Genomic DNA, 24,403 nt, shown 5'->3' with positions numbered 1-24,403 from the left:
CATAGCAGGGCCGCCTGCCCGGCGTTCAAAGATCGCCGACTTGGCCGACTGGCCTGCTGACGAGGCGCCTTCCGCACCGCGTGAGGTACCGGACCCGGCCCGTGCCATGACGCCGGACGGTGATCCGGTGGCGGCGGCTCGGCATGAGTTTGCTGTGTTGCTGGGTGAGTTCCGGCGTACGGCGGTGCTGGTGCCGCTGGATGAGGCCGGGGATCTGTGGTCGGCGGAGCAGAACGGGGTGCGCTGGATCTGTGCGTTCTCGGACGAAGAGGCACTGGCCCGGTTCGCGCGGGCTCGTGGGGATGCCGGGCGGGAGTGGACGTACCAGGCGGTGTTGGGTGCGCGGTTGCTGGATGTGATGGTGCCGATGCTGCCGGGGCCGGCGGGGGTGGCGCTGGATGCGGGCAGTGCGGACGGCGGGATGTTGTTCCCGCCTGTGGCGGGCATCGTGCCGGATGCGGTTGCGGTGGATCTCGGGGGGATGCAGTGAGCGGGGAGAGTTCTGATCTTCAGGTGCCGCCTGAGGCGTTGGCTGCGATCGCGAAGGGGATCGATCTGGCGCATGCGGAGTTGAAGGATCTCGGGTTCATCGGCCAGGCGTCGACGGGCCGGGGCTTCTCGGATCTTGCTTTGTCGGGGCTGGAGTTGGGGCACGGCGGGCTGACGTCGGAGTTCGAGACGTTCTGCAACCGATGGGAGTGGGGTGTGCGGGCACTGACGCTCCGTGGGAACAACTTCGCGCAGGGGGTGGGCCTCTCGGCTGGCTCGTTCGCCGAGCAGGAGCAATACATCAAGGACTCGTTCAAGATCGGCGTGAACTCCCTCACCGGCAACCCGCACTTGACCGAGGACGAGGTCAAGCAGATGAGCTGGGAGACGATCCGCGACCAGCACACGTGGGACAACGCGGACTGGAGTAGCGAGTCGTTCTCCGAGGCCCACGCAGAGGTCAAGCAGACGTGGAAGGACACCACGTACGACGTCATGGACGCGGAGATGGATGCCATGGAGCGCTCCGGCATCGTGGACCCGGCGGTGCGGGATCTGCTGGACGAGCAACTGAAGGATGATCTCGATCCGTCCCAGGAGACGGTGTCGCAGGCTGAACAGCCGCGGTGGGGGGAGGGTCGCTGATGGCGGATTTCGGAGTCATAGGCGACCTCGTCGGCAAGGCCACCGACAAAGTCGTCGACGGGATCGATACCGGCATCGACAAGGGCAAAGAACTTGTCGGCGAGGGGGTCGACTGGGCAACCGGCAAAGCCGGTGACGGCCTGCGGCACTACGGATACGACGGCTTCGCCGAGGCCGTCGAGGACTGGGGCGATGAGACAGCCTCCTCACTCGGCGCGGAGATCGGTGAACAACAGCTCGGCCAGACCGAGGAGCCCGACGAGCTGATCCACGGCAAGCCCGAGCAGATCGCTGCGACGGTCAAGAACCTGCGCGACTTCCGACACGCATTCGATCTGGTCGGCGGCGGGATGAAGAGGCTCGACTCCAGCAACTGGAAGGGCGAAGCGGCCAACGCCTTCCGCGAGAAGTTCGAGACGCTGCCCACGGACTGGCTCCGGGCCGCCGACGCGTTCGAGGACGCGGCCAAGGCACTGGAGACATACTCCAAGACGATCACCAGCGCCCAGGGCAAGGCCCGCGAGGCGATCGCCCTGTACAAGGAGGGCGAGAACGACTCCAAGGCAGCTGTCGAGGCGTACAACAAGAAAGCCGACGCCTATGAAGCGGCCCGCAACGGCGACACCCCGCTGCCCCACCCCGGCAAGTTCACCGACCCCGGCAAAGCCAAGCGAGCCAGAGCACGGGAGATTCTGACCGATGCGAGGCGCGCCCGCAACGAGGCCGCCGAGTCCGCGAAGAGCTCTGTCACGGCGGCGATGGCCCACGCACCGAAGGAGCCCACCGGCCGCGAGAAGCTGATGCTCGAAATCGTCGACCAGGGCCTGGGCACGGGCTTCGAGAGCATGCACCTGGCCGGCGGAATCGTCAAGGGCACAGCGGGCCTGGCCAACTTCGTCCGATCCGTCAACCCTGTCGACGCCTACAACCTGACTCACCCCGCCGAGTACTACAAGGGCGTCAACATGACGCTCGCGGGCCTCGTCTCCACCGCCGCCAACCCCGACCGGGCGCTCAAGAACGCCTGGGACGCGGCCAAGGGCGACCCCGCCGAATTCATGGGCCGGCTCATACCCGAGCTGGTCGGGACCAAGGGCGGAGGCCTGATCAGGGGCGGCCTGCGGGCCGGGATGAAGGACCTGCTCGAGCGCCCGAAAGGCAAGAACCGGCACGGACACGAGAAGGCCCCCGACTCCAACGCCAAGAAGTGCAGCGAGGTCAAGTGCGCCGGAGACCCCGTCGACGTTGCGACCGGACGCATGCTGCTGCCGCAGACGGACATCGTGCTACCGGGCTCGCTGCCGCTTGTCTTCGAGCGCGTCTTCGACTCCTCGTACCGAGCCGGCCGCTGGTTCGGATCCGGCTGGTCGAGCACGGTCGACCAGCGCCTCGAGATCGACGCGGAAGGCGTGGTGTTCAACTGCGACGAAGGCAGCCTGCTGGCCTACCCGCATCCCGCGCCCGGCGTTCCCGTCATGCCGACGCACGGGCGGCGCTGGCCGCTTGACCGGGTGGACGACGGCTACACCGTCACCGACCCGGAAACCGGCCAGGTCCGGCACTTCGTCGACCACCCCGACGGGGAACTGGCACTCCTGGCCCAGATCGACGACCGCAACGGCCGCTGGATCACCTTCGAGTACGACGAGACAGGTGCCCCGACGTCGATCGTGCACCACGGCGGCTACCACCTGAAACTCACCACGAACGACGGCAGGGTCACCGCCCTGCACCTGGCGGGCGCGGCACCGGACGGCACCGATCAGGAGATCCTCCGCTACGGCTACACGAACGGCCACCTCACCGAGGTCACCAACTCCTCCGGGCGCCCGCTCCGGTTCGGCTGCGACGCACACGGCCGAATCACTTCCTGGACCGACACCAACGGCAGCCGTTTCGACTACGTCTATGACAATGAGGACCGCTGCATCGCCCAGTCCGGGACCAACGGTCATCTGAACTCGACGTTCACCTACAACGACATCGACCCGCGCGCAGGCCTGTGCATCACTACGCTCACCGACTCACTCGGCCACACCAGTCGGTTCCTGATCAACGACATTTGCCAGGTCGTCGCCGAGACCGATGCTCTTGGTCAGACCACCCACTTCGAGTACGACCGCTACAACCGACTACTGTCACAAACGGATCCGCTGGGGCACACCAGCCGGTACACGTACGACGAAGCCGGCCGGTTGATCGTTGCTGTCCGCCAGGACGGCCGGCGGTCCACCGCCGAATACAACGATCTCGGCCTGCCTGTGAAGGTTACGGGTATGGACGGAACGGTCGTGCGCCAGACCTACGACGAGCACGGCAATCGCACCTCGGTCATCGATGGATCACACGCGACCACCCGGTTCCTGTACGACGAGGCCGGCCATCTCACCTCGGTGACCGATGCTCTTGGTCACACCACACACCTGCGCAACGACAGGGCAGGACTGCCTGTCGAGATCACCAACCCGCTTGGGGCGACTGCTGGTTGCAGGCGTGATGCATTCGGTCGCCCCGTCGTGGTCACCGATGCGCTAGGAGCGATCACCCGTTACCAATGGACCGTCGAGAGCCTGACGGCCCGGCGTGCCGATCCGGATGGCAGCACGGAGAACTGGACCTACGACGGCGAAGGCAACTGCCTCTCACATACCAACGCCTTGGGGCTCGTCAGTCATTTCGAGTACACGGATTTTGACTTGCTCGCGGCGCGCACCGGTCCGGACGGAGCGCGTTACGAGTTCACTCATGACACCAACTTGCGCCTAACTCGGGTAACAAACCCCAAGGGCTTGACTTGGGACTACACGTACGATCACAACGGTCGCCTGACTGCGGAGACCGACTTCGATGGGCGCACACTCGTCTACGACCATGACGCGGCGGGGCGACTGACAGCACGTACCAATGGCCTCGGTCAAACAGTCCATTACGAGCACAATAAACTCGGGCAGCTGCTACGAAAAAGCGCGGACGGCGCAGTAACCACTTTCGAATACGATATTTTCGACCAGCTCGCACATGCGGTCGGCCCTGATGTCACGCTTACCCGCATGCGCGACCGGCGGGGTCTTCTGCGATCCGAGAGCGTGAACGGACGCACACTCACTTACGACCATGACGTTCTGGGCCGACGCATCTCCCGCACAACCCCCACGGGCACAAGAAGTACCTGGACCTATGACGCCGCCGGGCGCCGCAGCACACTCACCAGCTCGGGCCGGACCCTGGCCTTCACCCATGACTCAGCCGGGCAGGAGACCGCTCGGCACATCAATGAGGCAATCAGCGTCCGGCACGAGTACGACATCGTGGGCCGCCTCGTGGATGAACGCGTATCCGTACGAGGCCAAGGCCTCCAGCACCGTGCTTACACCTACCGGGCGGATGGCAGCCTCGTCGGGATCCAGGACGCCCTATCCGGCAACCGCCGGTTCAGCCTAAACTCCGCAGGGCGGGTCACCCGGGTCAGCGGTGCGGGCTGGACCGAAACCTACGCCTATGACGAAGCGGGCAACCAGACCCAAGCGGACTGGCCCACCAGTCACCCCGGCCACGAAGCCACAGGGCAACGCACCTACACCGGCACCCGCATCACTCGTGCCGGTCGCGTGCGCTACGAACACGACGCTCAGGGCCGCGTCGCCCTGCGTCAGAAGACCCGCCTGTCACAGGCACCGGAAACCTGGCGATACACCTGGAACTCCGAAGACCGGCTCACGTCAGTCATCACTCCTGACGGCACCTGCTGGCGCTACGTGTACGACCCACTCGGCCGCCGCGTCACCAAACAGCGGGTGTCGGCCGAGGGTGGGGAAGTGGCGGAGGAAACCTCGTTCACCTGGGACGGGACCACCCTGTGCGAACAGATCACCAGCACTGAGTCGCTGCCCCACAAGGTCGCCCTCACCTGGGATCACGACGGCTTCCGGCCTCTGACACAGACAGAACGGATTCTTTCGACCGATAGTGAAGCGGTCGACGAACGCTTCTTTGCCGTCATCACTGATCTCATCGGTACTCCCACCCAACTCGTCGACGAATCGGGAACCCTGGCCTGGCACACCCGCAGCACCCTGTGGGGCACCACCACCTGGGCCACTTCCAGCACCACCTATACACCGCTCCGCTTCCCCGGTCAGTATTTCGACCCCGAAACAGGCCTGCACTACAACTACTTCCGGTATTACGACCCCGCAACAGCGAGGTTCCTCACAGCCGACCCACTGGGGCTCGCACCCGCTCCCAATCCAACCACGTATGTCTCTGATCCGCGTACTTCGACGGACCCCCTAGGACTGTCGCCTTGCCCGCCGAAGGGAGAACGGAGCAACCCGTTCAAGAAGAGGGAGGACGCAGAGAAAGCTGCATTCGAAGCCGCAGGCGTGCCCTACGGCGAGACGCCGATTGCCGAGTGGACAGTGACCGGGGACAAGAACCTGAAACACGCTCCCGGGTACACGTACTCGAAGGACGAGAGTCACTGGGGAAATTTTCGGCAATTTGAAACACCTCAGGGATCTCGCGTCGTCGTGGAACATCTTTTTGATCCGGCGGGTACGCATTTTCATGCTGGGAAGCCTAAGATCGACGACACTCGCAGCTTGGTGAACTTCGGCTGGGACAACAGTAGGGTCCAGCGTTCCGATGGAAGTTTCGGGTATCCTGAAGATATGGAGCGGTACGGAAAAATAAATAAGCCCGGAGGGGATCACCACTTCTTCCATGAAGGAAACTGAACACATCTATCATTTCAGAAAGAAGGCTCGGGGATGCCCAAAGATATGGCCCCGGATTGGCTACACATCCTGCACGCTTGCAGTTTGACAGTAATCGAGGGAGCAGTGCCCGCTTCGGCACCCTCTCCCGTAACGGCCATTCGTTTCGTGACAGGAGTAGATGTAGAGCCGACAAATACCATTGCACAGGCGCGACCCTCTGCCCTCAGCGAGGTCGACCACCAATGGCAAATTCAGACTTCCGGCCGACTCGATCCTTCAGGACCCGGTGAATTCATTATCCTGCCACCTGGAGGCGGGGGCGCCTCTATCGGCTGGGTTCGGGTGAGAGACACCAACGGAGTAAACCTCCCCTCCCGCATCGCCGCAGCAACTGGTTCACCCGAGTTCCTGAGCTTGTCAGCAGACGGAAAATGCCTGTTCGCGGTTTCCGAGGAGGACGACGAGTACTGGATCGTCGTCCGCCGGCTTGCGACATGATTACACTGCGCCTCATCAACCGTTTCCGAGATTGGCATCTGAAGTAAATCGAGGAGGCCCAAGAGGAGTTGTGAAGGGCGCATCCCATCCTCCGAATACGAGACCAACTACTATCTCGCCATCGCGAAACCCCAGGTCCAAACACGACCTGCAAGGTCTCTACCGAACCCGGGGCGCTTCACATCCGGCACGGGGGCTGCCAGACCAGGAAACCCTGTCAGTCCGTCTTCTCCCACGTCCCCGACTTCAGCTCCTTCAGGAACAGCCCGTCAAGCACCACCAACCCGGCCGCTCTGTCCACCACGTCCACCGTCCGGCCGTCCAGGGCGGGCGAGGCCTCGGGGTCCTCCATGGGGACGAGGAGCCACAGGCCGTGCGGGGGAGCGGCTGGGCGCCCTGCGGCGTTCTGCAACGCGACCAGCAACTCCCGTCCCTCCACCTCCCAGTAGCGGGCGACCAGCCCGGCCCGGTGAGCGAGAAGCACCGTGCGCGGGCCCGAAGCGGCCGCCAGCTCCGCGGCACGGGCCACGACTCGCTCCAACGCCAGCCGCGCGTAGGAGGCGAGGCCCGCGCCGATGCTTCCCGAGGCGGCGAACGCGGCATCCGCCTTCAGCAGCGCCTGCCAGGGCGCCCGCTGCTCCTGAGCCAGCTCCCGCAGCGTCGTGAGGAGGAGCTCGTCCAGGGCGAGCGGCGTCACATCGAAGCGCTCCGCCAAGCGCTCCGCCACACCGGGGAGTTCGGGCCCCTTGACCGTGAGAGCGACGAATCCGCCCCGTCGGCGTGCCGCCTGGAGGCGGGCAGCCCGGACCCGTCGGGGATCGCGGCCGAGCGCCAGTTCGCTCTGCGCGTCCTCGATCAGCGTCCGAGTACTGGCCGGCGCGGACACCGTCTGCTCGGTGTGCCAGGTGACGGTCTCCCGGGCGCGCGGCAGGAAACGCTTGCGCTGCTGGCCGTAGGCGAGCGGGAAGCCGGCCCGGTCCAGGGCCTCTTCCAACTCCACGTACGTGGTGTCGGCGAGCACCGCAAGCGCGGGGAAACGGGCACGGACCCGGGCCAGCAGGTCGTCGGTGCCGATCCCGGTGTCGGGCCGCACCCCTGCGGCGGCCTGCGAGATGCGCAGCGCCTGGACCAGATCCAGGTCCAGCGGGTAGAGCTCCAGTCGCGGAGAGACACCGACGCCCCGTGCCATGGCAGCAGCCAGGTCGACGAGCCGGGTGCCGGCCAGCGGGATCATGCCCTCGGGTGCACCGACCGCGCGGAGTTCCCGCAGCACCGTCACCCGGGGCCCGCAAGCGGGACGAAGACGCCGGCTCCACGGGCATCGCCCCAGTGAGTGGGTGAGCAGACTTGCGTACCAACCACGCCTGAAACGACAAGATCCCGGTCCGACGAAATCGTCGAACCGGGATCTTGTGTGTGCGGTGGACCTGTGGGGATTTGAACCCCAGACCCCCTCGATGCGAACGAGGTGCGCTACCAGACTGCGCCACAGGCCCTTGCAACGAGTGAAACTTTAGCACCCCCACGGGGGTGCTCGGAAATCCGGTCCGTGCTGGTCAGCCGAGTCGATGTCGCAGCGGGGCCCGAAGGGGCTCACTCGTTGGCGGCACGGGGGCGTTCCCCGTCCTCGTACTGGTCGAAGAGCGGGGTCCGGCCGCGGTCACGGGCGCGGCGGGACTGGTTGGTGCGCTGGCGCGGCGCCGGGTCGACGGGGGGTGCCACGGGGTGCGAGGTACCCGTCTGGGTGGGCTCGGCGGTGCTGGAGCGGGCCGCGCTCCAGGTCTCCGGGTTGCCGACCTCGACGCCGCCCGTGGCGCGCGGGGCGACCGGCGCGGTGACATACGTCGGCAGGGGAACCGGGACCGGCTCCCAGCTGTCGCCCTGGACCCGGCCGCGTTCGCGCTGCTGGTCGACCCATTCCGCGTGGTCCGTCTGCTCGACCAGGGCGCGGCGGCCGGCCTCCTGCGGAGAGACCGCCGGTGCGGGCGCGGGCTCGGGGCGGCGCCCTTCGGGCTCCTCGTCGGCCTCGGCGGGGGCCGCCGCGGCCGGCTGGTGCCTGCGGGGACGGCTCTCGCGCAGATGCTGCGCCGCCACTTCGGCCCGGCGCCGGTCCATGGTGAAGGCGAACCGGCGTCGCTCCTGGGCGCGCAGATGCACGATGTACGTGCTCAGCAGCACCGCCGGAACCGCGGGTGCCCAAAGGAAGCCGAGGCCGCCGACCGCCGCGACGACCGCGCCGAGGGTGAAGGCGAGGAAGAGGACGACGGTGGTACGCCGACGACGCGCGAGGACCTGGAGTCGCTGGGCACGCCGGACGCGCTCGGCGTCCGTCCCGCCGGTGCGCGGACGTGCGCGCCGCGCGGGACCGGGTTCGGGGCGTTCCCGGTCCGGGCGCGCCGGGTCGTACACCCGGGCTTCGGTATGCGCCTCAGGCGCGGCGAAGGCCCGGACGTCCACGGAATCCATTCGGTCCGTGACGACGTCCGGGTCGGCGTCGGGCCCCGCCTCCTCGGTGGTGCGCTCCCGCAGCTCCTTGGCATACCGGCGCTCCATGGCCGCCCGTCCGGACAGCAGCCGGATGGCGGTGCTGAAGCGTTCTGTCGGACGGGCTTCATTGAGCTCGTCCTGCCTGCGGAGCCACATCGGCACCAAGTAGGCGGCCCAGGCCCCGACGATGACTGCATAGATGAGGCCGCTGCTGCTCACGTCTCACACCGTAGAGGGGTTTGCGCGGGGGCATCCGCCAATTGGCCCGGTGTGTCGCACGATCCGGCTGATATCAAGGACTTTTTTTGTGATTGTTCAGATCAGCAGTGGGTGTTTGCGCGTCCGTTTGCGGTCACATGCCGATCAATATCGAACACTTATTTTATTTCCCGTGTCGTTCCGGGTCGTGCCTGGTGCCAGCGCCGGAGCAGCCCGTCGGGTACTTCCTCCGCGGTGAGCGCGTAGATCAGATGGTCCCGCCAGGCACCGTCGATGTGGAGATAGCGCGGACGCAGACCTTCCTCACGGAATCCCAGTTTCTCGACGACCCTTCTGCTGGGCCCGTTCTCCGGCCGAATGCACACCTCGACGCGGTGCAGTCCGACCCTGCGGAAGCAGTGGTCGACAGCGAGGGCTACCGCGGTCGGCATCACACCGCGGCCCGCCACGTCCTGGTCGACCCAGTAGCCGATGTGACCCGAGCACATCGAGCCCCAGGTGATCCCGGCAACCGTCAGCTGACCGACCAGACGGCCCTCGTACTCGATGGCGAAGGGCAGCATCCGGCCGGCGGCGGCCTCGGAGCGCAGATGACGGACCATCTGGCGGTAGGTGGGGCGCTGGGCCACCGGGCCGCCCGGGGCGGGCGGCGGAACGGTCGCCTCCCAGGGGCGCAGCCAGTCACGGTTGCGCCGGTTGACCTCGCGCCACATGCGCTGGTCGCGCATCTTTACCGGACGGAGGGTGATCTCGCCGTCGTTGAGGACCACCGGCCAGGTCGGGACGTTCAGCTCGGGCTCCCGGGTCGGGGGTGATCGCCGCCGCGAAGCTGGTCGACGGCGTGCACCAGGAGACGTGCGAGGACGGCCAGGCCGTCGCGCACCCCGCCGGTGGAGCCCGGCAGGTTCACGATGAGTGTGCGGCCGGCGACGCCCGCGAGGCCACGGGAGAGCGCGGCGGTGGGCACCTTGTCGCGGCCCTCGGCGCGGATCGCCTCGGGGATGCCGGGGATCTCGTGGTCGAGGACGCGGCGGGTGGCGTCGGGGGTGCGGTCGGTGGGCGAGATGCCCGTACCGCCGGTCGTGATGATGACGTCGTACCCGGCGGCCACCCCGTCGCGCAGGGCCTGTTCGACCGGGTCGCCGTCGGGCACGACCCGGGGGCCGTCGACGGCGAAACCGAGCTGCGTGAGCGCCTCGGAGATCAGGGGGCCGCCCCTGTCCGCGTAGACCCCGGCGGAGGCCCGGTTCGATGCGGTGACCACAAGTGCGCGGTACGCGGACGCCGCGGCGTCGTCGCGGACCCCCGCCGCTTCGCCGGGCGCGGTCACGCGTCCGCTCCGTCCGATGCGGTGCGCCGGTACTCGCCGGACTTGCCGCCCGACTTCGACTCGACCCGTACGTCCGTGATGACTGCCGCCTTGTCGACCGCCTTGATCATGTCGATCACGGTGAGCGCGGCGACCGAGACGGCGGTCAGGGCCTCCATCTCGACGCCGGTGCGGTCCGTGGTCTTCACCGTGGCGGTGATCTCCACCGCGTCGTCGGCAATGCTCAGGCCGACCTCGACGCCGGAGACGGCGAGCGGGTGGCAGAGCGGGATCAGGTCGGGGGTGCGTTTGGCGCCCATGATCCCGGCGATACGGGCGGTGGCGAGGGCGTCGCCCTTGGGGACTCCTTCGCCGCGGAGCAGTTCGACGACGCGCGGCGAGACGAGGACCCGGCCGCTCGCGCGGGCCACCCGCGCGGTGACGTCCTTCTCCGAGACGTCGACCATACGGGCCGCGCCCGCCTCGTCGATGTGCGTCAGCCTGTTCTGCGTACTCAACTAACTCCGCCTCGCGGTAGGGCGCCGGTTGCCCGCTCGGCCCGCACCGGGGTGCGGGCCGGGGGCCCGGGGGTGTCCCCGGGAAGGCACAGCGGCAGATACCGTACCGCCACCGCCCGGGGATCAGCGGAGCAGGATCACCTCGGTGTCCACTCCGGGCTCGGCGGAGGTGACGTCCTCGGGCAGCACGATCAGCGCATCCGCCTGGGCGAGAGCGGCGATCAGATGCGATCCGGAGCCGCCGACGGGGGTGACGGTGCCGGCCTCCGCGTCGTACGTACCGCGCAGGAACTGGCGCCTGCCGGACGGCGAGGTGAGTGCCTTGCCGGTGTTCAGCTTGGCCCGGACGGTGGGGCGGTTCACGTCCTGAAGTCCCATCAGGGCGCGGATCGCGGGGCGTACGAACAGCTCGAAGGAGACGTACGACGAGACGGGGTTGCCCGGGAGCGCCAGCAGCGGCGTGTGTTCGGGGCCGATCGAACCGAAGCCCTGCGGCTTGCCGGGCTGCATGGCGAGCTTGCGGAAGTGGATGCCGCTGCCGGGCTCGTCCTCGTCGCCCACCGACGAAAGGGCTTCCTTGACGACGTCGTACGCGCCGACGCTGACGCCTCCGGTGGTGACGACGATGTCGGCGCGGATCAGCTGATCCTCGATCGTGGCGCGGAGCGTGTCGGCGTCGTCGGTGACGGCGCCGACACGGTAGGCGATCGCTCCGGCGTCCCGGGCGGCGGCCGTGAGCGCGAAGCTGTTCGAGTCGTAGATCCGGCCGCCGGTCAGCTCCTCGCCGGGCTGCACCAGTTCGCTGCCGGTCGAGATGACGACGACGCGCGGCCGGGGCCGTACCTTCACCGTCGAGCGTCCGATCGCGGCGAGCAGCCCGATCTGCGCCGGGCCGATCACCGATCCGGCGCGCAGGGCCAGATCGCCCGGCTTGACGTCGCTGCCGCGGGCCCTGACATGGGCGCGGGCCTCGACGGGACGGTGCACGCGGACCTCGCCGCCCGCACCCTCGGGGGCGTCGCGATGGGCACGCATGGTGTCGGCGGCGCCGCCGCCCGTACCGCCGTCGGTCCACTCGACCGGGATCACGGCTTCGGCGCCGGCCGGCAGCGGGGCGCCGGTCATGATGCGGGCGGCCTCGCCCGGGCCGACGCTCCGGTCGCCGGGCAGCCCGTCGCTGCCCGCCGCGATGTCACCGATGACGGTGAGCACCGCAGGGAACTCCTCGTCGGCGCCCTCGACATCGGCCACACGGACCGCGTACCCGTCCATCGAGCTGTTGTCGAAGGGCGGCAGGGCGATCTGCACGATGACGTCCTCGACGAGGACGCAGCCCTGTGCGTCGTGCAGTTGCAGCTCGATGGGTTCGAGCGGTCGCACTGCTCCGAGAATGTCTTCCAGGTGCTCGTCCACCGACCAGATCGTGCTGCTCAAAGTGCTACATCTCCTCGGTGACGTAACTGCGGAGCCAGGTCCGGAAGTCCGGGCCCAGGTCTTCACGTTCGCACGCGAGTCTGACAATGGCACGGAGGTAATCGCCCCGGTCACCGGTGTCATAGCGGCGCCCCTTGAAGACGACGCCGTGCACGGGGCCGCCGATCTTCTCGTCCTCGGCGAGGAGTTGAAGGGCGTCGGTGAGCTGGATCTCGCCGCCGCGGCCCGGCTCGGTCTTACGCAGTATGTCGAAGACGGCCGGGTCCAGGACATAGCGGCCGATGACGGCGAGGTTGCTGGGCGCCTCGGCCGTGTCGGGCTTCTCGACCAGGCCGGTGACGCGCACCACATCGCCCTGGGCGGTGGGCTCGACGGCCGCGCAGCCGTACATGTGGATCTGCTCCGGCGCGACCTCCATCAGCGCGATGACACTGCCGCCCTCGCGCTCCTGGATGTCGACCATGCGGGCCAGCAGCGGGTCGCGCGGGTCGATCAGGTCGTCGCCGAGGAGGACCGCGAACGGCTGGTCGCCGACGTGCGGTGCGGCGCACAGCACGGCGTGGCCGAGGCCGCGCGGGTCGCCCTGCCGGACGTAGTGCATGGTGGCCAGGTCGCTCGACTCCTGGACCTTCTGGAGCCGTTCGGCATCTCCCTTGCGGGTGAGCGCGGACTCCAGTTCGTAATTGCGGTCGAAGTGGTCCTCGAGGGGGCGCTTGTTGCGGCCGGTAATCATCAGGACGTCGGAGAGACCGGCGGCCACCGCTTCCTCGACGACGTACTGGATCGCAGGCTTGTCGACGACAGGCAGCATCTCCTTGGGAGTGGCTTTGGTGGCCGGCAGGAAACGGGTACCGAGGCCTGCGGCCGGAATGACAGCCTTGCTGATCCTGGGGTGCGACTGAGTCATGCGCAGAACCATAACCGGTGCGCATGGGCGGAAGATGAGGCTCCAGTTAACTTTGTACGCCTATATGCGCATACAAGAGATTCAAGGTGCCCAATGAATAGCAATATGCCCCAAAAGGCGCTTCTCAGACGTGAACTGCTGGCCGTGCGACGCCTCCTGTCTCGGGAGGACGTGGAAAACGCCGCGCTGGTTCTGTCCCGGGGCGCATTGAGTCTTCCGGAGTTGTCCGGGGCCCGAACCGTCGCCGCGTACGTCTCGGTGGGGAGCGAGCCGGGCACCCGCGCTCTGCTGGACGCGCTGCGTGAGCGGGGGGTACGGGTACTGCTGCCGGTGCTCCTCGCGGACAACGATCTGGACTGGGCGCCGTACGAAGGAGCCGGCCGTCTGGTCCGGGCCGGCCGCGGGCTGCTGGAGCCGGACGGGGAGCGCCTCGGTCCCGACGCGGTCCTGGACGCCGACGCGGTCCTGCTGCCGGGCCTCGCGGTGGACGCGCGCGGCATGCGGCTCGGTCGTGGCGGCGGCAGTTACGACCGGGTGCTGGCCCGGCTCGCCGCGGCGGGGGCGCATCCGGCGCTGGTCGTCCTGCTGTACGACAACGAGGTGGTCGCGCAGGTCCCTGAGGAACCGCACGACCACCCCGTCGACGTGGTGGTGACACCGGCCGTGACCCGCCGGATGGGCCCTACGGTTTGAGGGTCAGGGTGTCGGTCGTCGACTTGGCGACGGCGTTCGTCCCGAAGGACCAGTCGAGCAGTTCACCGTTGACCCACTTGTCGGTCTGATCGGTGTAGTGCGCGCTGAACGCGTGCCCGGAAGCGCCGGTGAGGTTGATCCAGCGGGACTTGTCCCAGTCCCCCACGTTGACGACCATCCGCATCGACGGAACCCAGACGACCTCGTAGCCACCCGCCGCGTTCCAGCCGGAGGCGTTCACCGCGGCCTCGCCGCCGCCGATGTTCCACGGGCCGCGGTTGAGGACCCGCTGGAGCAGACCGGGGCCCTCGGTGCCGAGGGTCTGGTTCTTCAGGGTCAGCTGGTGCAGCCGGCCCCAGCTCCAGGTGCTGATGTCCTTGCCGAGCTTGGCGGTCAGCTCCCAGCGGGCGTCCTCCATGGCACGGGCGAAGAGTTCGTCCCGGTTCCCGGTCGCCTCGTCCCGGCCGGTCTTCGGCGACTTCCACCAGTCGCTGTTCTGGTCGTCCATCAGGTTGGCGACCACCTGGTACCAGCGGTCACCGCCGTCCGGCTGTGCCGTGTCCGCGTCGCGCCGGCCGCACTCGCGCACCAGCTTGTGCTGCTCGTCGACCGGGCCGGAGGTGTCGGCCCGGGGCACATTGAGGCACTCGCCCTCGACCCGCAGCTCCTTGGGCAGCTTGTCGCCGAAGGCCAGCTTCAGGATGTTGCGCCAGACAGCGTTGAAGTACGCGGCCGCGGCCGAGTCGGCCTCCTGGGTGTAGTCCCAGCCCTCCAGGAGCTTCTGTGCCTCGCGGACGCTCTTGTCCGAGACATTGATCTTCATCAGCTCGGGCACCAGCAGCGCGGCGATCTCGCTGGTGTTGTCCATCTGCATCTTCTGCATGTCTTCGGTCGAGATCTTCCCGCCGCCCTTGATCTTCGACTCGATGAGGTCGGTGATCCGCTGGCTGCGGGTGCCGTAGCCCCAGTCCTTGGTGAGCAGGTGGGGGTACTTCTCCTCGTCGATGACGGGCTGGTTGGCGGTGACGATGTAGCCCTGCTGGGGATCCTCCTCATACGGCAGCTCACGGAATGGGATGTACCCCTTCCACTGGGACCTCGGGTCCCAACCAGGTGCCGGAACCGACCCGTCGTATCCATTGGCGCGAACCGGGATCTTTCCGGGCGCCTGGTAGCCGATGTGGCCCTTGGTGTCGGCGTAGATCAGGTTCTGCGAGGGAACCTCGAAGTTCTCGGCCGCCTTGCGGAAGGACGGGAAGTCCTTGGCCCGGTTGAGCTCGAAGACCGCGTCCATGGACTTGCCGGGTTCCAGAGCGGTCCACTTCAGAGCGACCGCGTAACCGTCGGCCCGGTCCGGAGCCGCGTTGGTGACGGGGGCCTTCTGGCCGACCTTCTCCAGCTCGCTGCTCCGGTCGGAGACCAGCGGACCGTTGTTGGTCTCGCGGACGGTGATCTCCCGGCTCTTGCCGCCCGCGACCTTGATGGTCTCCTCGCGGACGGTGAACGGCTTGACCTTGCCGTCGTAGAGATAGCCGTCGGTGGAGACCTTCTCCAGGAAGAGGTCGGTGACGTCCGCGCCGAGGTTGGTGAAGCCCCAGGCGATGTCCTGGTTGTGGCCGATTATCACGCCGGGCATCCCGGCGAAGGTGTAGCCGGCGGTGTCGTACTGGCAGGTCTTCGTGATCTCGCGGCAGTGCAGCCCCATCTGGTACCAGAGCGAGGGCAGCTGCGGCGCCAGGTGCGGGTCGTTGGCGAGCAGCGGCTTGCCGGTCGTCGTGTATTTGCCGGAGACCACCCAGGAGTTGGACCCGATGCCGTTGCCGTTCGGGCCGAGCAGCGCCGGGATCTGGTCGAGCGTGTCGGAGAGCGAGGAGAGCTGAGTGTTCACGCCCTCGGTGGCGTCCGCCACGGTGTCCGAGCCGATGTTGCCGGACGGGGTCGCCTCCGGGTCGAACTTCCCGGTGGCCGAGGAGATCGCACCCCCGCCGACGATCGGCTTGTGCTTGTCGTACGGATAGGGCGGGTAGAGGTCCTCGATCTGCTTCGCGTCGAGCCTGCTGGTCATCAGCGAGCGGTCGATCTCTTCCTGCATGTTGCCGCGCAGGTCCCAGGCCATCGCCTTGAGCCAGGCGACCGAGTCGACCGGGGTCCACTCGGCCGGCTTGTAGTCGTTGGTGAAGCCGAGGGCGGCGTACTCGACGGAGATGTCCTTGCCGTCGCGCCCCTTGAGGTAGGCGTTCACGCCGTCCGCGTACGCCTGGAGGTTCTTCTTGGTGTCCGCGGACAGAACGTTGTCGTACTCCTCCTGTGCGACCTTGCGCCAGCCGAGCGTGCGCAGGAAGGAGTCCGTCTCGACCTGTCCGGAGCCGAACATCTCGGAGAGCCTGCCCGCCGTCATGTGGCGGCGGACGTCCATCTCCCAGAAGCGGTCCTGCGCCTGCACGAAGCCCTGGGCGCGGAAGAGATCGGCATCGGAGTCCGCGTACAGCTGCGGGATTCCGTAGCTGTCGCGCTTGACGTCGACGTTGCCGTCGAGGCCGTCGAGCTTGATGGAACCGGTCGTCTGCGGGTACGAGGCCCGCACGGTCGATACGGACCAGAACGCGCCGTAACCGATACCCGCGACAAGCGCCAGCACCAGAACGATCACGATCAGGCGGGCACGTCGCCCCTTCTTCCTGCCGGTCTTCCCACCGGCGGAACCAGTGGTGCCGGAAGAGGCGGTTGTGTTGGCGGGCATCGCTGTCCTTCGAGGGGCAGGTGGTCCTGGGAGTGCAGGAGCAACCATAGGCGCAGCGCCCGGGCGGCTCTGACGCGGCATCGGCATGGTTCGAATTGCACAGCGATCGTACGAACGATCGAACGCGTCAAGAAAACGTTAAAGATTAGGTAAGGTAACGAAGTACCGGCCGCCAACGGCCGATGCCGAGAGTCGAATTCGGCAGGCGTACGCAGGGAAGGAACGGCCACTGACTGTCCACACGCTCAACGAACTCCTGCTCGTCTGCTCACTCGTCCTGCTCGTCGCCGTAGTGGCGGTACGCATCTCGTCCCGCAGCGGGCTCCCCAGCCTGCTCCTGTACCTCGGCATCGGGATCGCCATAGGGCAGGACGGCATCTTCGACGTCAAGTTCAACAATGCGGAACTGACCCAGGTGATCGGCTATGCCGCACTTGTCGTGATCCTCGCCGAGGGTGGCCTGGGCACGAAGTGGAAAGAGATCAAACCCGCACTGCCGGCTGCCGCGATGCTCTCGATCGTCGGCGTCGCGGTGAGCGTCGGCGTAACCGCTGCCGGGGCGCACTACCTGGTCGGCCTGGACTGGCGGCAGTCGCTGATCACCGGCGCGGTCGTCTCGTCGACGGACGCCGCCGCCGTCTTCTCCGTGCTGCGCAAGGTGCCGCTGCCCGCCCGGGTCACCGGGGTACTGGAGGCCGAGTCCGGCTTCAACGACGCGCCCGTCGTGATCCTCGTGGTGGCCTTCTCGACCAGCGGACCGGTGGAGAGCTGGTACGTACTGGTCGGCGAGATAGCCCTGGAGCTCGCGATCGGTGCGGCGGTCGGTCTCGCCGTCGGCTGGCTCGGCTCGTTCGGACTGCGTCATGTGGCACTGCCCGCGTCCGGTCTGTATCCGATCGCCGTGATGGCGATCGCGGTGTCCGCGTACGCGGCGGGCGCCCTGGCCCACGGCAGTGGCTTCCTCGCCGTCTATCTGGCCGCGATGATCCTCGGCAACGCCAAACTGCCGCACTGGCCCGCCACCCGCGGCTTCGCCGACGGGCTCGGCTGGCTGGCCCAGATCGGCATGTTCGTGCTGCTCGGACTCCTGGTCACCCCGCACGATCTGTACGACGACTTCTGGCCTGCGGTCATCGTGGGACTGGTACTGACCGTGGTGGCGCGTCCGCTGGAGGTCTTCATCTCGCTGGCGCCGTTCCGGCTGCCCTGGCAGGAGAAGGTGTTCATGTCCTGGGCGGGACTGCGCGGCGCCGTACCCATCATCCTGGCGACCATTCCGATGGTGTCCGGAGTCGAGGGCTCCACCCGGGTCTTCAACATCGTCTTCGTGCTCGTCGTCGTGTACACCCTCATCCAGGGACCGACCCTGCCCTGGATGGCGAAGGCCCTGAAGATCGCCGACGATCCGGCCGAGGCCGCCGACCTGGGTATCGAGTCGGCGCCGCTGGAGCGGCTGCGCGGCCATCTGCTGTCGGTGGCGATCCCCGGGAAGTCGAAGATGCACGGCGTGGAGGTCGGGGAGCTGCGGCTGCCCGCCGGGGCCGCGGTCACCCTGGTCGTACGGGACGAGAAGAGCTTCGTACCGGCGCCGTCGACCGTGCTGCGACGCGGCGACGAACTGCTGGTGGTCACCACCGACCCGGTGCGCGACGCGGCGGAGGAACGGCTGCACGCGGTCGGCGAGGGCGGCAAGCTCGCGGGCTGGCTGGGGACGAGCGGCCGCGGTGGCAAGAGCCTCGCCGGGCCTCATGTGGCACATGATGTGGCGCACGCGCTGAAGGCTGTGAAGAAACCGGGGAAGGCCGACGGGCCGAAAGCGCACCGCTGAGAGGGCCGCGGGGGCTGCATGCTGCCGATCCGAGGCGGGGGTGGACGCCTTGCGCACAATCAGAGGTGTGCAAGGACGTCCGCCTGTATCATGAAGGAAACCTGATCGTCCCCCGTAGTGGGGTCGGTCAACCCGATCGACCAACCCGAACGACCAACTCTGCCTGATGCAGAGCTGGCGCGACCGTATGGCGGTCGTGGCGTCCTCTGCCTCTGCTGAGCGCCCGGCATCTACCGCAGTTCCGCGCGAAGAGGACAGCTCTCGGCAGCACCCGCACGAGCCCGCACCACCTGTGCCGGCCCGGACCTGCGGGAGCTCGGCCACCAGGCGGCAGAAAGGCATGGACCGTGGCGTCCACGGTCTCCGACCGCCCCGGTTACGGGCAGTTGCTGCGCACCCCCGGTGCGTGGACGTTTCTCCTGCCGGGCTTCGCCGCACGGCAGCCCTTCGCGATGCTGACGATCGGCATCGTGCTACTGGTTCAGCACACCACCGGCTCTTACGGCAGCGCGGGCTCCGTCGCCGCCGTGACCGGTGTCTCCATGGCCCTGTTCGCACCGCAGACCGGCAAGCTCGCCGACCGTTTCGGCCAGCGCGCCGTGCTGCTGCCCGGCGTCCTGGTGCACACGGCGTCCGTATCGGCGCTGACGGCACTGGCGCTGGCGGACGCGCCCCTGTGGGCCCTGTTCGTGGCGGCCGTGCCGACCGGTGCGTCCGTTCCGCAGATCGGGCCGATGGTACGGGCGCGCTGGGCGGCCGTACTGGGCGCGGCACCGGGCCGCAAGGCCTCACCGCTGATGTCCACCGCGGCCGCCTTCGAATCGGTGACGGACGAGTTCACCTTCGTCATCGGCCCGGTGCTCGCCACCGCACTGTGCACGGGAGTGCACCCGGCGGCCGGTCTGATCACGGAGGCCGGGCTGACCCTGGTCGGCGGACTGCTCTTCGCCGCGCAGCGCCGCACGCAGCCCGCGGTGCGCAGCACCGGGTCCGGCACCTCCCAGCGGCATGCGTCCGCCCTGTCCGTCCCGGGTGTACGGGTGCTCGCGGTGGCCTTCCTGGGCATCGGCGCGGTCTTCGGCGGCATGCAGGTCTCGCTGACCGCCTTCGCCGAGGAGATCGGCCGGCCCGGGGCGAACGGTCTGCTGTACGGGGTCTTCGCGGCCGGCAACATGCTGGCCGGGATCGCCTGCGGCGCCATCGCCTGGAAGAGCGGGCCGCGGCGGCGTCTGATCGTCGGGTACGCGGCGCTGACCCTGACCGCGTCCGGACTGTGGGCCGTGCACTCCGTGCCCCTGCTGGCCGGGCTCGGACTGCTGGTCGGACTCTCTATCGCCCCGGCCCTGATCAGCGGCTACACGCTGGTCGAGGATCTGGTGCCGGGGTCCGCCCGGACCGAGGCGTTCACCTGGCTGACGGGCTCGGTCGCCCTCGGCCAGGCGGCCGCGGTGACGGTCGCCGGGCGGCTCGCCGACGCCCATGGCGCGAGCACCGGTTTCGTGGTGCCGCTGGTGGGGACCGTACTGGCGCTGGTCACCCTGGTGTCACTGCGCTCCAGGCTCGCACCCGCCGCTTCGGGACGGACCGTGGCACGTGGTGTCGGTCACCGGGAGCCGGTCACGGTGGACTGATCCAGCGGAATACGTCAGTATGGAGCGTCGTTAGCACTCATTGAGTGAGAGTGCCAGGAGGAGCAAGTGCCGACCTATCAGTACCAGTGCACCGAATGTGGCGAGGGCCTCGAGGCGGTGCAGAAGTTCACCGATGATGCCCTGACCGTGTGCCCGAGCTGTGAAGGACGCCTGAAGAAGGTGTTCTCGGCGGTCGGCATTGTCTTCAAGGGTTCCGGTTTCTACCGGAACGACAGCCGTGGCTCCTCGTCGAGCAGCACGCCGGCGTCGGCCTCGGCGAAGGCGTCCGGTTCCGCTTCGTCCGATTCGTCGTCGACGGGGTCGGGTTCGGGCTCGGACACGAAGTCGTCCGCTTCCTCCTCGTCCACCGCGTCTTCTTCGTCCTCCTCGTCGTCCTCGACGAGTGGCACGTCGGCCGCCTGAGCCGAACCGCACTTCCCCGAGGACCCCACCGATCCATTCGGCGGGGTCCTCGGCGTTTTCCCGCGCCGCTAGTGTGATCGCATGGCGAACGCAGAGATCGGTGTCATCGGCGGCTCGGGCTTGTACTCCTTCCTGGAGGACGTCACAGAGGTGCGTGTGGTCACCCCGTACGGACAGCCGAGCGACTCCCTGTTCCTCGGCGAGGTCGGCGGCCGCCGGGTCGCCTTCCTGCCCCGCCACGGACGCGGCCACCATCTGCCGCCGCACCGCATCAACTACCGGGCCAACCTGTGGGCGCTGCGTTCCGTCGGCGTACGTCAGGTACTCGGCCCGTGCGCGGTGGGAGGCCTGCGTCCGGAGTACGGACCGGGCACCCTGCTCGTGCCCGACCAGCTGGTGGACCGCACCAAGGCCCGGACGCAGACGTACTACGACGGAGAGATCCGGGCCGATGGCGCGGAGCCGAACGTCCTGCATCTGGGCTTCGCCGATCCGTACTGCCCCGATGGGCGCAGGGCCGCGCTGGCGGCGGCTCGCGCGAAGAGCTGGGAGCCGGTGGACGGCGGGACGCTGGTGGTGGTCGAGGGGCCGCGCTTCTCGACCCGGGCCGAATCGCGCTGGCATGCGGCGATGGGCTGGTCGGTGGTCGGGATGACCGGGCACCCGGAGGCGGTCCTCGCCCGTGAACTGGGCCTCTGCTACACGACGATGACTCTGGTGACGGACCTCGACGCGGGCGCGGAGGCCGGGGAGGGCGTCTCGCACGGGGAGGTGCTGAAGGTGTTCGCGGCCAACGTGGACCGGCTGCGCGCGGTGCTCTTCGACGTGGTGGCCGCGCTGCCTGCGGAGGCGGACCGCGACTGCCCGTGCTCGCATGCGCTGGACGGGCTCGAGACGGGGATCGAGCTTCCTTAGACCGACCGGCAAATGGGGGGTGGGTGACGGTCGCGGCGTGGGTGGGTGACGGGGTTGTCCACAACGGCGGGGCCGTCCACAGGCTTCGGCGGGGAACTCGTGGACGGTGGATCGTGAGGGGTGTTCGCCCGAAACTCCTCACGGCAGGTGGTGTTGGCCATGTTCCCGTCGTCCCCGTCGTCCCCGTCGTCCCCGTCGTCCCCGTCGTCCCTGTCGTCCCCGTCGTCCCCGTCGTCCCCGTCGTCCCCGTGTGTGCCCTCTGAACGATCCGCTCCGGCCATGGCTCCGGGGCCTCCGGCGTCGGCTCCCCCGCCCTGTGGTGTGCCCGCGTTCGAGCCGTTGCGGGTGCGCGGAGGTGGTGGGCACCGGCTGCGGCAGGCTCTGTGGCGCCGGCGTCGCACGCTGGCCGCTGGGCTGGCCCTGACGGCTGCCGCGCTGGCCGCGACGGGGCTGGGCGGGAGCGGCGCGGGCGGCGATGCGGCGCATGGGGCAGGGGCGGGGGGTACGGCCGGGTCGGCGCCGGAGCGGGCGCGGCCGGTCCCCTTGGTGTCCGCGCCGGTCCGGATCGCGGATGCCGGAACGGTGCGGCTGTTACGACCGGGGGACCGCGTCGACGTGATCGCCGCCGAGGGGGCCGGAGCCGATGCCCGGGTGCTGGCGAAGGGCGCACGGGTGGCAGATGTACCGCAGACCTCGGCCGAAGGCCCCGCGGAGGACGGTGCGCTGATCGTGCTGTCAGTCCCCCGGGGCACGGCCGCATCGCTGGCCGGTGCGGGGATCTCGGCCAGGCTGGCGGTGACCCTGTGCTGATTCGTACTGATGAGCTGTCACGTCACTTGACCAAAGGCGCAGATCGGGTGGTTCCATCGCTTACTGACGTAAGTTGCGGAGGAGTTTGCTCCGCGGGCAGGACCCCGGCCGAGGTCACGACCAGTAGCGGGAGGAGCTGCAGGAAGACCGGCAGCAGCATCGTCGGACCACCACGGAGCGGGGGCTCAGATGTGGTGGGGCGGCTTCTCGTCGAGAAAGCGCGCCAGATCGGCGGCGCTGCCGCCGGCCGGGGCCCGCTCGCCCCAGCCCCGGTCCGTATCGTCCGCGGACTGCTGGTCCAGCGGATCGTCGAAGACCAGAGCCGGTTTGGGTTTCCTCTGTTCCGGCTGGGTTGGCTTCGAATCGCGCGGGCCGGGGGCGGGGGCGGTGCTCATATCTCAAGGGTACGGCCGTGGTCAGCGATCCTTCGGGTCGAGCGCCCACAGCCCGAGGACGACGAGGAACGAGACACAGAGGAAGCCGGCACCGTTCCTAGCCAGTGTGCATGAGTGAGTCTGGTGGCTCGGTCACCCCGTCGCTGTGGGGTCGTACGGGGCGGTTGGGCCTGTTTTACGGCTCGGCGGGGTGAGCCCGTTCGCCCGACCGGTTCGAAGCCCGTCGCACGGCTCGCAGTGCGTCGGACGGCTCTCAGTGCGTCAGACCGCCCGCAGTCCGTGGGACGTGAAGATCTCGCGGGCCGAGGCGGCCTGCTCGGGGGTGGGTGACGGGGTGTCGTGCAGGGTGAAGGGCTTGCCCAGCGCCTGCCACTTCGCCTCGCCGAGCTTATGGAAAGGGAGGACATCGACACGGGAGACATTGCCGAGGGAGGCGGCGAAGGAGGCGACACCGTCGACGTTGGCCGGGTCGTCGGTCAGTCCCGGCACCAGTACGAAGCGGACGTGCACCTCTTTGCCGAGGTCGGCGAGGCGGCGGGCGAAGTCCAGGGTCGGCTCCAGCGGTCGGCCGGTGACCTTGCGGTATGTGGCTCGGTCCCAGGACTTGATGTCGAGCAGGACCAGATCGACGTCGCGCAGCAGGGCGTCGGTGGCGCGGGCACCCAGGAAGCCGGAGGTGTCCAGGGCGGTGTGCAGCCCCAGCCCGTGCTTGAAGTGGTGGAAGAGCTCACCGGCGAAGACCGGCTGCAGCAGTGGTTCGCCGCCGCTGATGGTGGCGCCGCCACCCGCAGCCCGGATGAACGTCGTGTACTTGCCCGCTTCGGCGACGAGGTCGTCCGCCGACATCCGGGTGCCGCTGCGCATCCGCAGGGTGTCGGCGTTGTGGCAGTAGAGGCAAGTCAGCGGACAGCCGGCCAGGAAGGTGACGAAGCGGGTGCCGGGGCCGTCGACGCCCGTCGACAGGTCCCAGGAGTGGACCGCTCCGGAGACCGGCCGACGGGTGGCCGCACCCGCCGGAGTGACGGAGGTGCCGATGTTGTCGATGTGTGTGGCCATGGCAGGGCCTCCTGTGCGGACGGGGCGTTCGGTGGCCGGGCGCGACGGGTAGGGAGCGCGCGGCGCCGGGGCCCTACGGGGGATGGGCTCCCGACGCCGCGCGGTTCAGGGGACTCGGAACGATCGGGGAGGATCGGAGCGAGCCGTGGAAGGTACGGTTGATGACGTCGATCTACTGCTCGCGGTTCAGCCGCACCCAACAGGCGATCGCCGTGTCGTCGCCGTACTCCGGGCGCATCAGCTCGTCCGACTCGAACTGGAGCGCCGAGGTGTCGATGGCGACCTTCGAGGCGAACTCCTTGAATCCGGCGGGGAGTCGCTGCGACCAGAAGACCGTGAGGTTCGGCTCGGGGGCCGGGCCCAGGTTGTAGAGGGTCTGCAGGGCCCGGAAGGTCGTACGGGAGACGAGCGGGCGGCCGCCCTCACCGATGCCGGCCATCGACCAGGTGACCCAGGTCGGGTCGCCGGAGTACAGCTCGTTGCACTCCGGGGTGCGCAGGAAGCGGACGATACGGAGCTTGATGACGAAGTCGTCGATGAACTCCTGTGCCCGCTCCTCCGTGATAGATGATGCGGCCGTGGGCGTCCGGCAGTCCGGCAGTCCGGCAGTCCGGCAGTCCGGCAGTCCGGCAGTCCGGCAGTCCGGCAGTCCGGCAGTCCGGCAGTCCGGCAGTCCGGCAGTCCGGCA

General features: G+C 68.3%; 19 protein-coding genes, 1 tRNA gene and 1 pseudogene. 9 read left to right on the top strand and 12 right to left on the bottom strand.

The window, feature by feature from the left end; all coding sequences use genetic code 11:
- Window positions 1–106: 106 nt before the first annotated feature.
- From ACZ7IB_RS11895 to ACZ7IB_RS11885, 3 genes are read left to right on the top strand one after another with little or no spacing between them, the layout of a single operon-like run.
- Window positions 107–490, top strand: coding sequence for an SseB family protein (locus ACZ7IB_RS11895; protein ID WP_470911694.1), 384 nt, complete (start codon window positions 107–109; stop codon window positions 488–490).
- The gene (locus tag ACZ7IB_RS11890) at window positions 487–1,134 is read left to right on the top strand and encodes a hypothetical protein (RefSeq protein WP_470911691.1); all 648 of its coding nucleotides are present in this window, start codon (window positions 487–489) and stop codon (window positions 1,132–1,134) included. Before ACZ7IB_RS11895 ends, ACZ7IB_RS11890 begins: the two co-directional genes overlap by 4 nt.
- Window positions 1,134–5,870 (top strand): putative T7SS-secreted protein, encoded by a 4,737-nt coding sequence (locus ACZ7IB_RS11885; protein ID WP_470911689.1) that lies wholly within the window; start codon window positions 1,134–1,136, stop codon window positions 5,868–5,870. Before ACZ7IB_RS11890 ends, ACZ7IB_RS11885 begins: the two co-directional genes overlap by 1 nt.
- 697 nt (window positions 5,871–6,567) lie before the next feature.
- On the opposite strand, the gene ACZ7IB_RS11880 is transcribed toward ACZ7IB_RS11885, so the two are convergent.
- The 8 genes from ACZ7IB_RS11880 to galU all read right to left on the bottom strand — a co-directional run bounded on the left by ACZ7IB_RS11880 (window position 6,568) and on the right by galU (window position 13,224).
- Window positions 6,568–7,629, bottom strand: a complete 1,062-nt coding sequence (locus ACZ7IB_RS11880) for a hypothetical protein (protein WP_470911687.1) — start codon at window positions 7,627–7,629, stop codon at window positions 6,568–6,570.
- A 143-nt stretch (window positions 7,630–7,772) separates the two neighbouring features.
- Window positions 7,773–7,846: transfer RNA gene (locus ACZ7IB_RS11875), tRNA-Ala, on the bottom strand.
- 97 nt (window positions 7,847–7,943) lie between these two features.
- Window positions 7,944–9,056 (bottom strand): divisome protein SepX/GlpR, encoded by a 1,113-nt coding sequence (gene sepX, locus ACZ7IB_RS11870; RefSeq protein WP_470911685.1) that lies wholly within the window; start codon window positions 9,054–9,056, stop codon window positions 7,944–7,946.
- Between the two features lie 158 nt (window positions 9,057–9,214).
- Window positions 9,215–9,826 carry a GNAT family N-acetyltransferase gene (locus ACZ7IB_RS11865; RefSeq protein ID WP_470911684.1) on the bottom strand — a complete coding sequence of 204 codons (612 nt, stop codon included), beginning with the start codon at window positions 9,824–9,826 and terminating at the stop codon, window positions 9,215–9,217.
- Window positions 9,827–9,843: 17 nt separating this feature from the next.
- Window positions 9,844–10,386 (bottom strand): MogA/MoaB family molybdenum cofactor biosynthesis protein, encoded by a 543-nt coding sequence (locus ACZ7IB_RS11860; protein WP_470911682.1) that lies wholly within the window; start codon window positions 10,384–10,386, stop codon window positions 9,844–9,846.
- Entirely contained in the window at window positions 10,383–10,883 is a 501-nt protein-coding gene (gene moaC / locus ACZ7IB_RS11855; protein ID WP_470911680.1) for a cyclic pyranopterin monophosphate synthase MoaC, read from the bottom strand. Before moaC ends, ACZ7IB_RS11860 begins: the two co-directional genes overlap by 4 nt.
- Before the next feature lie 123 nt (window positions 10,884–11,006).
- Window positions 11,007–12,317, bottom strand: a complete 1,311-nt coding sequence (gene glp / locus ACZ7IB_RS11850) for a molybdotransferase-like divisome protein Glp (protein WP_470911678.1) — start codon at window positions 12,315–12,317, stop codon at window positions 11,007–11,009.
- A gap of 4 nt (window positions 12,318–12,321) precedes the next feature.
- On the bottom strand, window positions 12,322–13,224 hold the full coding sequence (gene galU / locus ACZ7IB_RS11845) for a UTP--glucose-1-phosphate uridylyltransferase GalU (protein WP_266360870.1): 903 nt from the start codon (window positions 13,222–13,224) through the stop codon (window positions 12,322–12,324).
- Between the two features lie 93 nt (window positions 13,225–13,317).
- Between galU and ACZ7IB_RS11840 the strand changes: the two genes are divergently transcribed.
- Window positions 13,318–13,917, top strand: a complete 600-nt coding sequence (locus tag ACZ7IB_RS11840; RefSeq protein ID WP_470911676.1) for a 5-formyltetrahydrofolate cyclo-ligase — start codon at window positions 13,318–13,320, stop codon at window positions 13,915–13,917.
- Here ACZ7IB_RS11840 and ACZ7IB_RS11835 read toward each other — a convergent pair.
- Window positions 13,907–16,657 (bottom strand): penicillin acylase family protein, encoded by a 2,751-nt coding sequence (locus ACZ7IB_RS11835; RefSeq protein WP_470911674.1) that lies wholly within the window; start codon window positions 16,655–16,657, stop codon window positions 13,907–13,909. The two genes, ACZ7IB_RS11840 and ACZ7IB_RS11835, sit on opposite strands and share 11 nt — an antisense overlap.
- A 256-nt stretch (window positions 16,658–16,913) precedes the next feature.
- Between ACZ7IB_RS11835 and ACZ7IB_RS11830 the strand changes: the two genes are divergently transcribed.
- From ACZ7IB_RS11830 to ACZ7IB_RS11810, 5 genes are all read left to right on the top strand, one after another.
- A complete protein-coding gene (locus tag ACZ7IB_RS11830; RefSeq protein WP_470911866.1) occupies window positions 16,914–18,485 on the top strand; it encodes a potassium/proton antiporter in 1,572 nt (523 codons plus the stop codon).
- Window positions 18,486–18,832: 347 nt separating this feature from the next.
- Window positions 18,833–20,116: an MFS transporter gene (locus ACZ7IB_RS11825; protein ID WP_470911671.1), complete on the top strand. Its 1,284-nt coding sequence runs from the start codon at window positions 18,833–18,835 to the stop codon at window positions 20,114–20,116.
- Between the two features lie 66 nt (window positions 20,117–20,182).
- A complete protein-coding gene (locus tag ACZ7IB_RS11820) occupies window positions 20,183–20,539 on the top strand; it encodes an FmdB family zinc ribbon protein (RefSeq protein WP_470911670.1) in 357 nt (118 codons plus the stop codon).
- 81 nt (window positions 20,540–20,620) lie between these two features.
- Entirely contained in the window at window positions 20,621–21,454 is an 834-nt protein-coding gene (locus ACZ7IB_RS11815; protein ID WP_470911667.1) for an S-methyl-5'-thioadenosine phosphorylase, read from the top strand.
- Window positions 21,455–21,733: 279 nt separating this feature from the next.
- On the top strand, window positions 21,734–22,264 hold the full coding sequence (locus ACZ7IB_RS11810) for a hypothetical protein (RefSeq protein ID WP_470911664.1): 531 nt from the start codon (window positions 21,734–21,736) through the stop codon (window positions 22,262–22,264).
- Between the two features lie 185 nt (window positions 22,265–22,449).
- Here the strand turns inward: ACZ7IB_RS11810 and ACZ7IB_RS11805 are convergent, their stop codons facing one another.
- The 3 genes and pseudogenes from ACZ7IB_RS11805 to ACZ7IB_RS11795 all read right to left on the bottom strand — a co-directional run.
- On the bottom strand, window positions 22,450–22,659 hold the full coding sequence (locus ACZ7IB_RS11805) for a hypothetical protein (RefSeq protein ID WP_470911662.1): 210 nt from the start codon (window positions 22,657–22,659) through the stop codon (window positions 22,450–22,452).
- 261 nt (window positions 22,660–22,920) lie between these two features.
- Window positions 22,921–23,715 carry a pyruvate formate-lyase-activating protein gene (pflA, locus tag ACZ7IB_RS11800; RefSeq protein ID WP_470911660.1) on the bottom strand — a complete coding sequence of 265 codons (795 nt, stop codon included), beginning with the start codon at window positions 23,713–23,715 and terminating at the stop codon, window positions 22,921–22,923.
- 193 nt (window positions 23,716–23,908) lie between these two features.
- Window positions 23,909–24,277 (bottom strand): annotated as a pseudogene (locus tag ACZ7IB_RS11795) (pyruvate formate lyase family protein); the annotation flags it as partial.
- Window positions 24,278–24,403: the final 126 nt, after the last annotated feature.

This window comes from Streptomyces sp. NPDC037301, from assembly GCF_055602785.1.
Note: the sequence above shows the minus strand (reverse complement) of the source record. Positions and strands in the feature narration are given on the sequence as shown.

Bases quoted from the DNA above. Each gene is read 5' to 3' on its own strand.
- ACZ7IB_RS11895 (WP_470911694.1), top strand. From the start codon at position 107: ATGACGCCGGACGGTGATCCGGTGGCGGCGGCTCGGCATGAGTTTGCT.
- ACZ7IB_RS11885 (WP_470911689.1), top strand. From the start codon at position 1,134: ATGGCGGATTTCGGAGTCATAGGCGACCTCGTCGGCAAGGCCACCGAC.
- galU (WP_266360870.1), bottom strand. From the start codon at position 13,224: ATGACTCAGTCGCACCCCAGGATCAGCAAGGCTGTCATTCCGGCCGCA.
- ACZ7IB_RS11840 (WP_470911676.1), top strand. From the start codon at position 13,318: ATGAATAGCAATATGCCCCAAAAGGCGCTTCTCAGACGTGAACTGCTG.
- ACZ7IB_RS11835 (WP_470911674.1), bottom strand. From the start codon at position 16,657: ATGCCCGCCAACACAACCGCCTCTTCCGGCACCACTGGTTCCGCCGGT.
- ACZ7IB_RS11815 (WP_470911667.1), top strand. From the start codon at position 20,621: ATGGCGAACGCAGAGATCGGTGTCATCGGCGGCTCGGGCTTGTACTCC.
- ACZ7IB_RS11810 (WP_470911664.1), top strand. From the start codon at position 21,734: ATGGCTCCGGGGCCTCCGGCGTCGGCTCCCCCGCCCTGTGGTGTGCCC.
- ACZ7IB_RS11805 (WP_470911662.1), bottom strand. From the start codon at position 22,659: ATGAGCACCGCCCCCGCCCCCGGCCCGCGCGATTCGAAGCCAACCCAG.
- pflA (WP_470911660.1), bottom strand. From the start codon at position 23,715: ATGGCCACACACATCGACAACATCGGCACCTCCGTCACTCCGGCGGGT.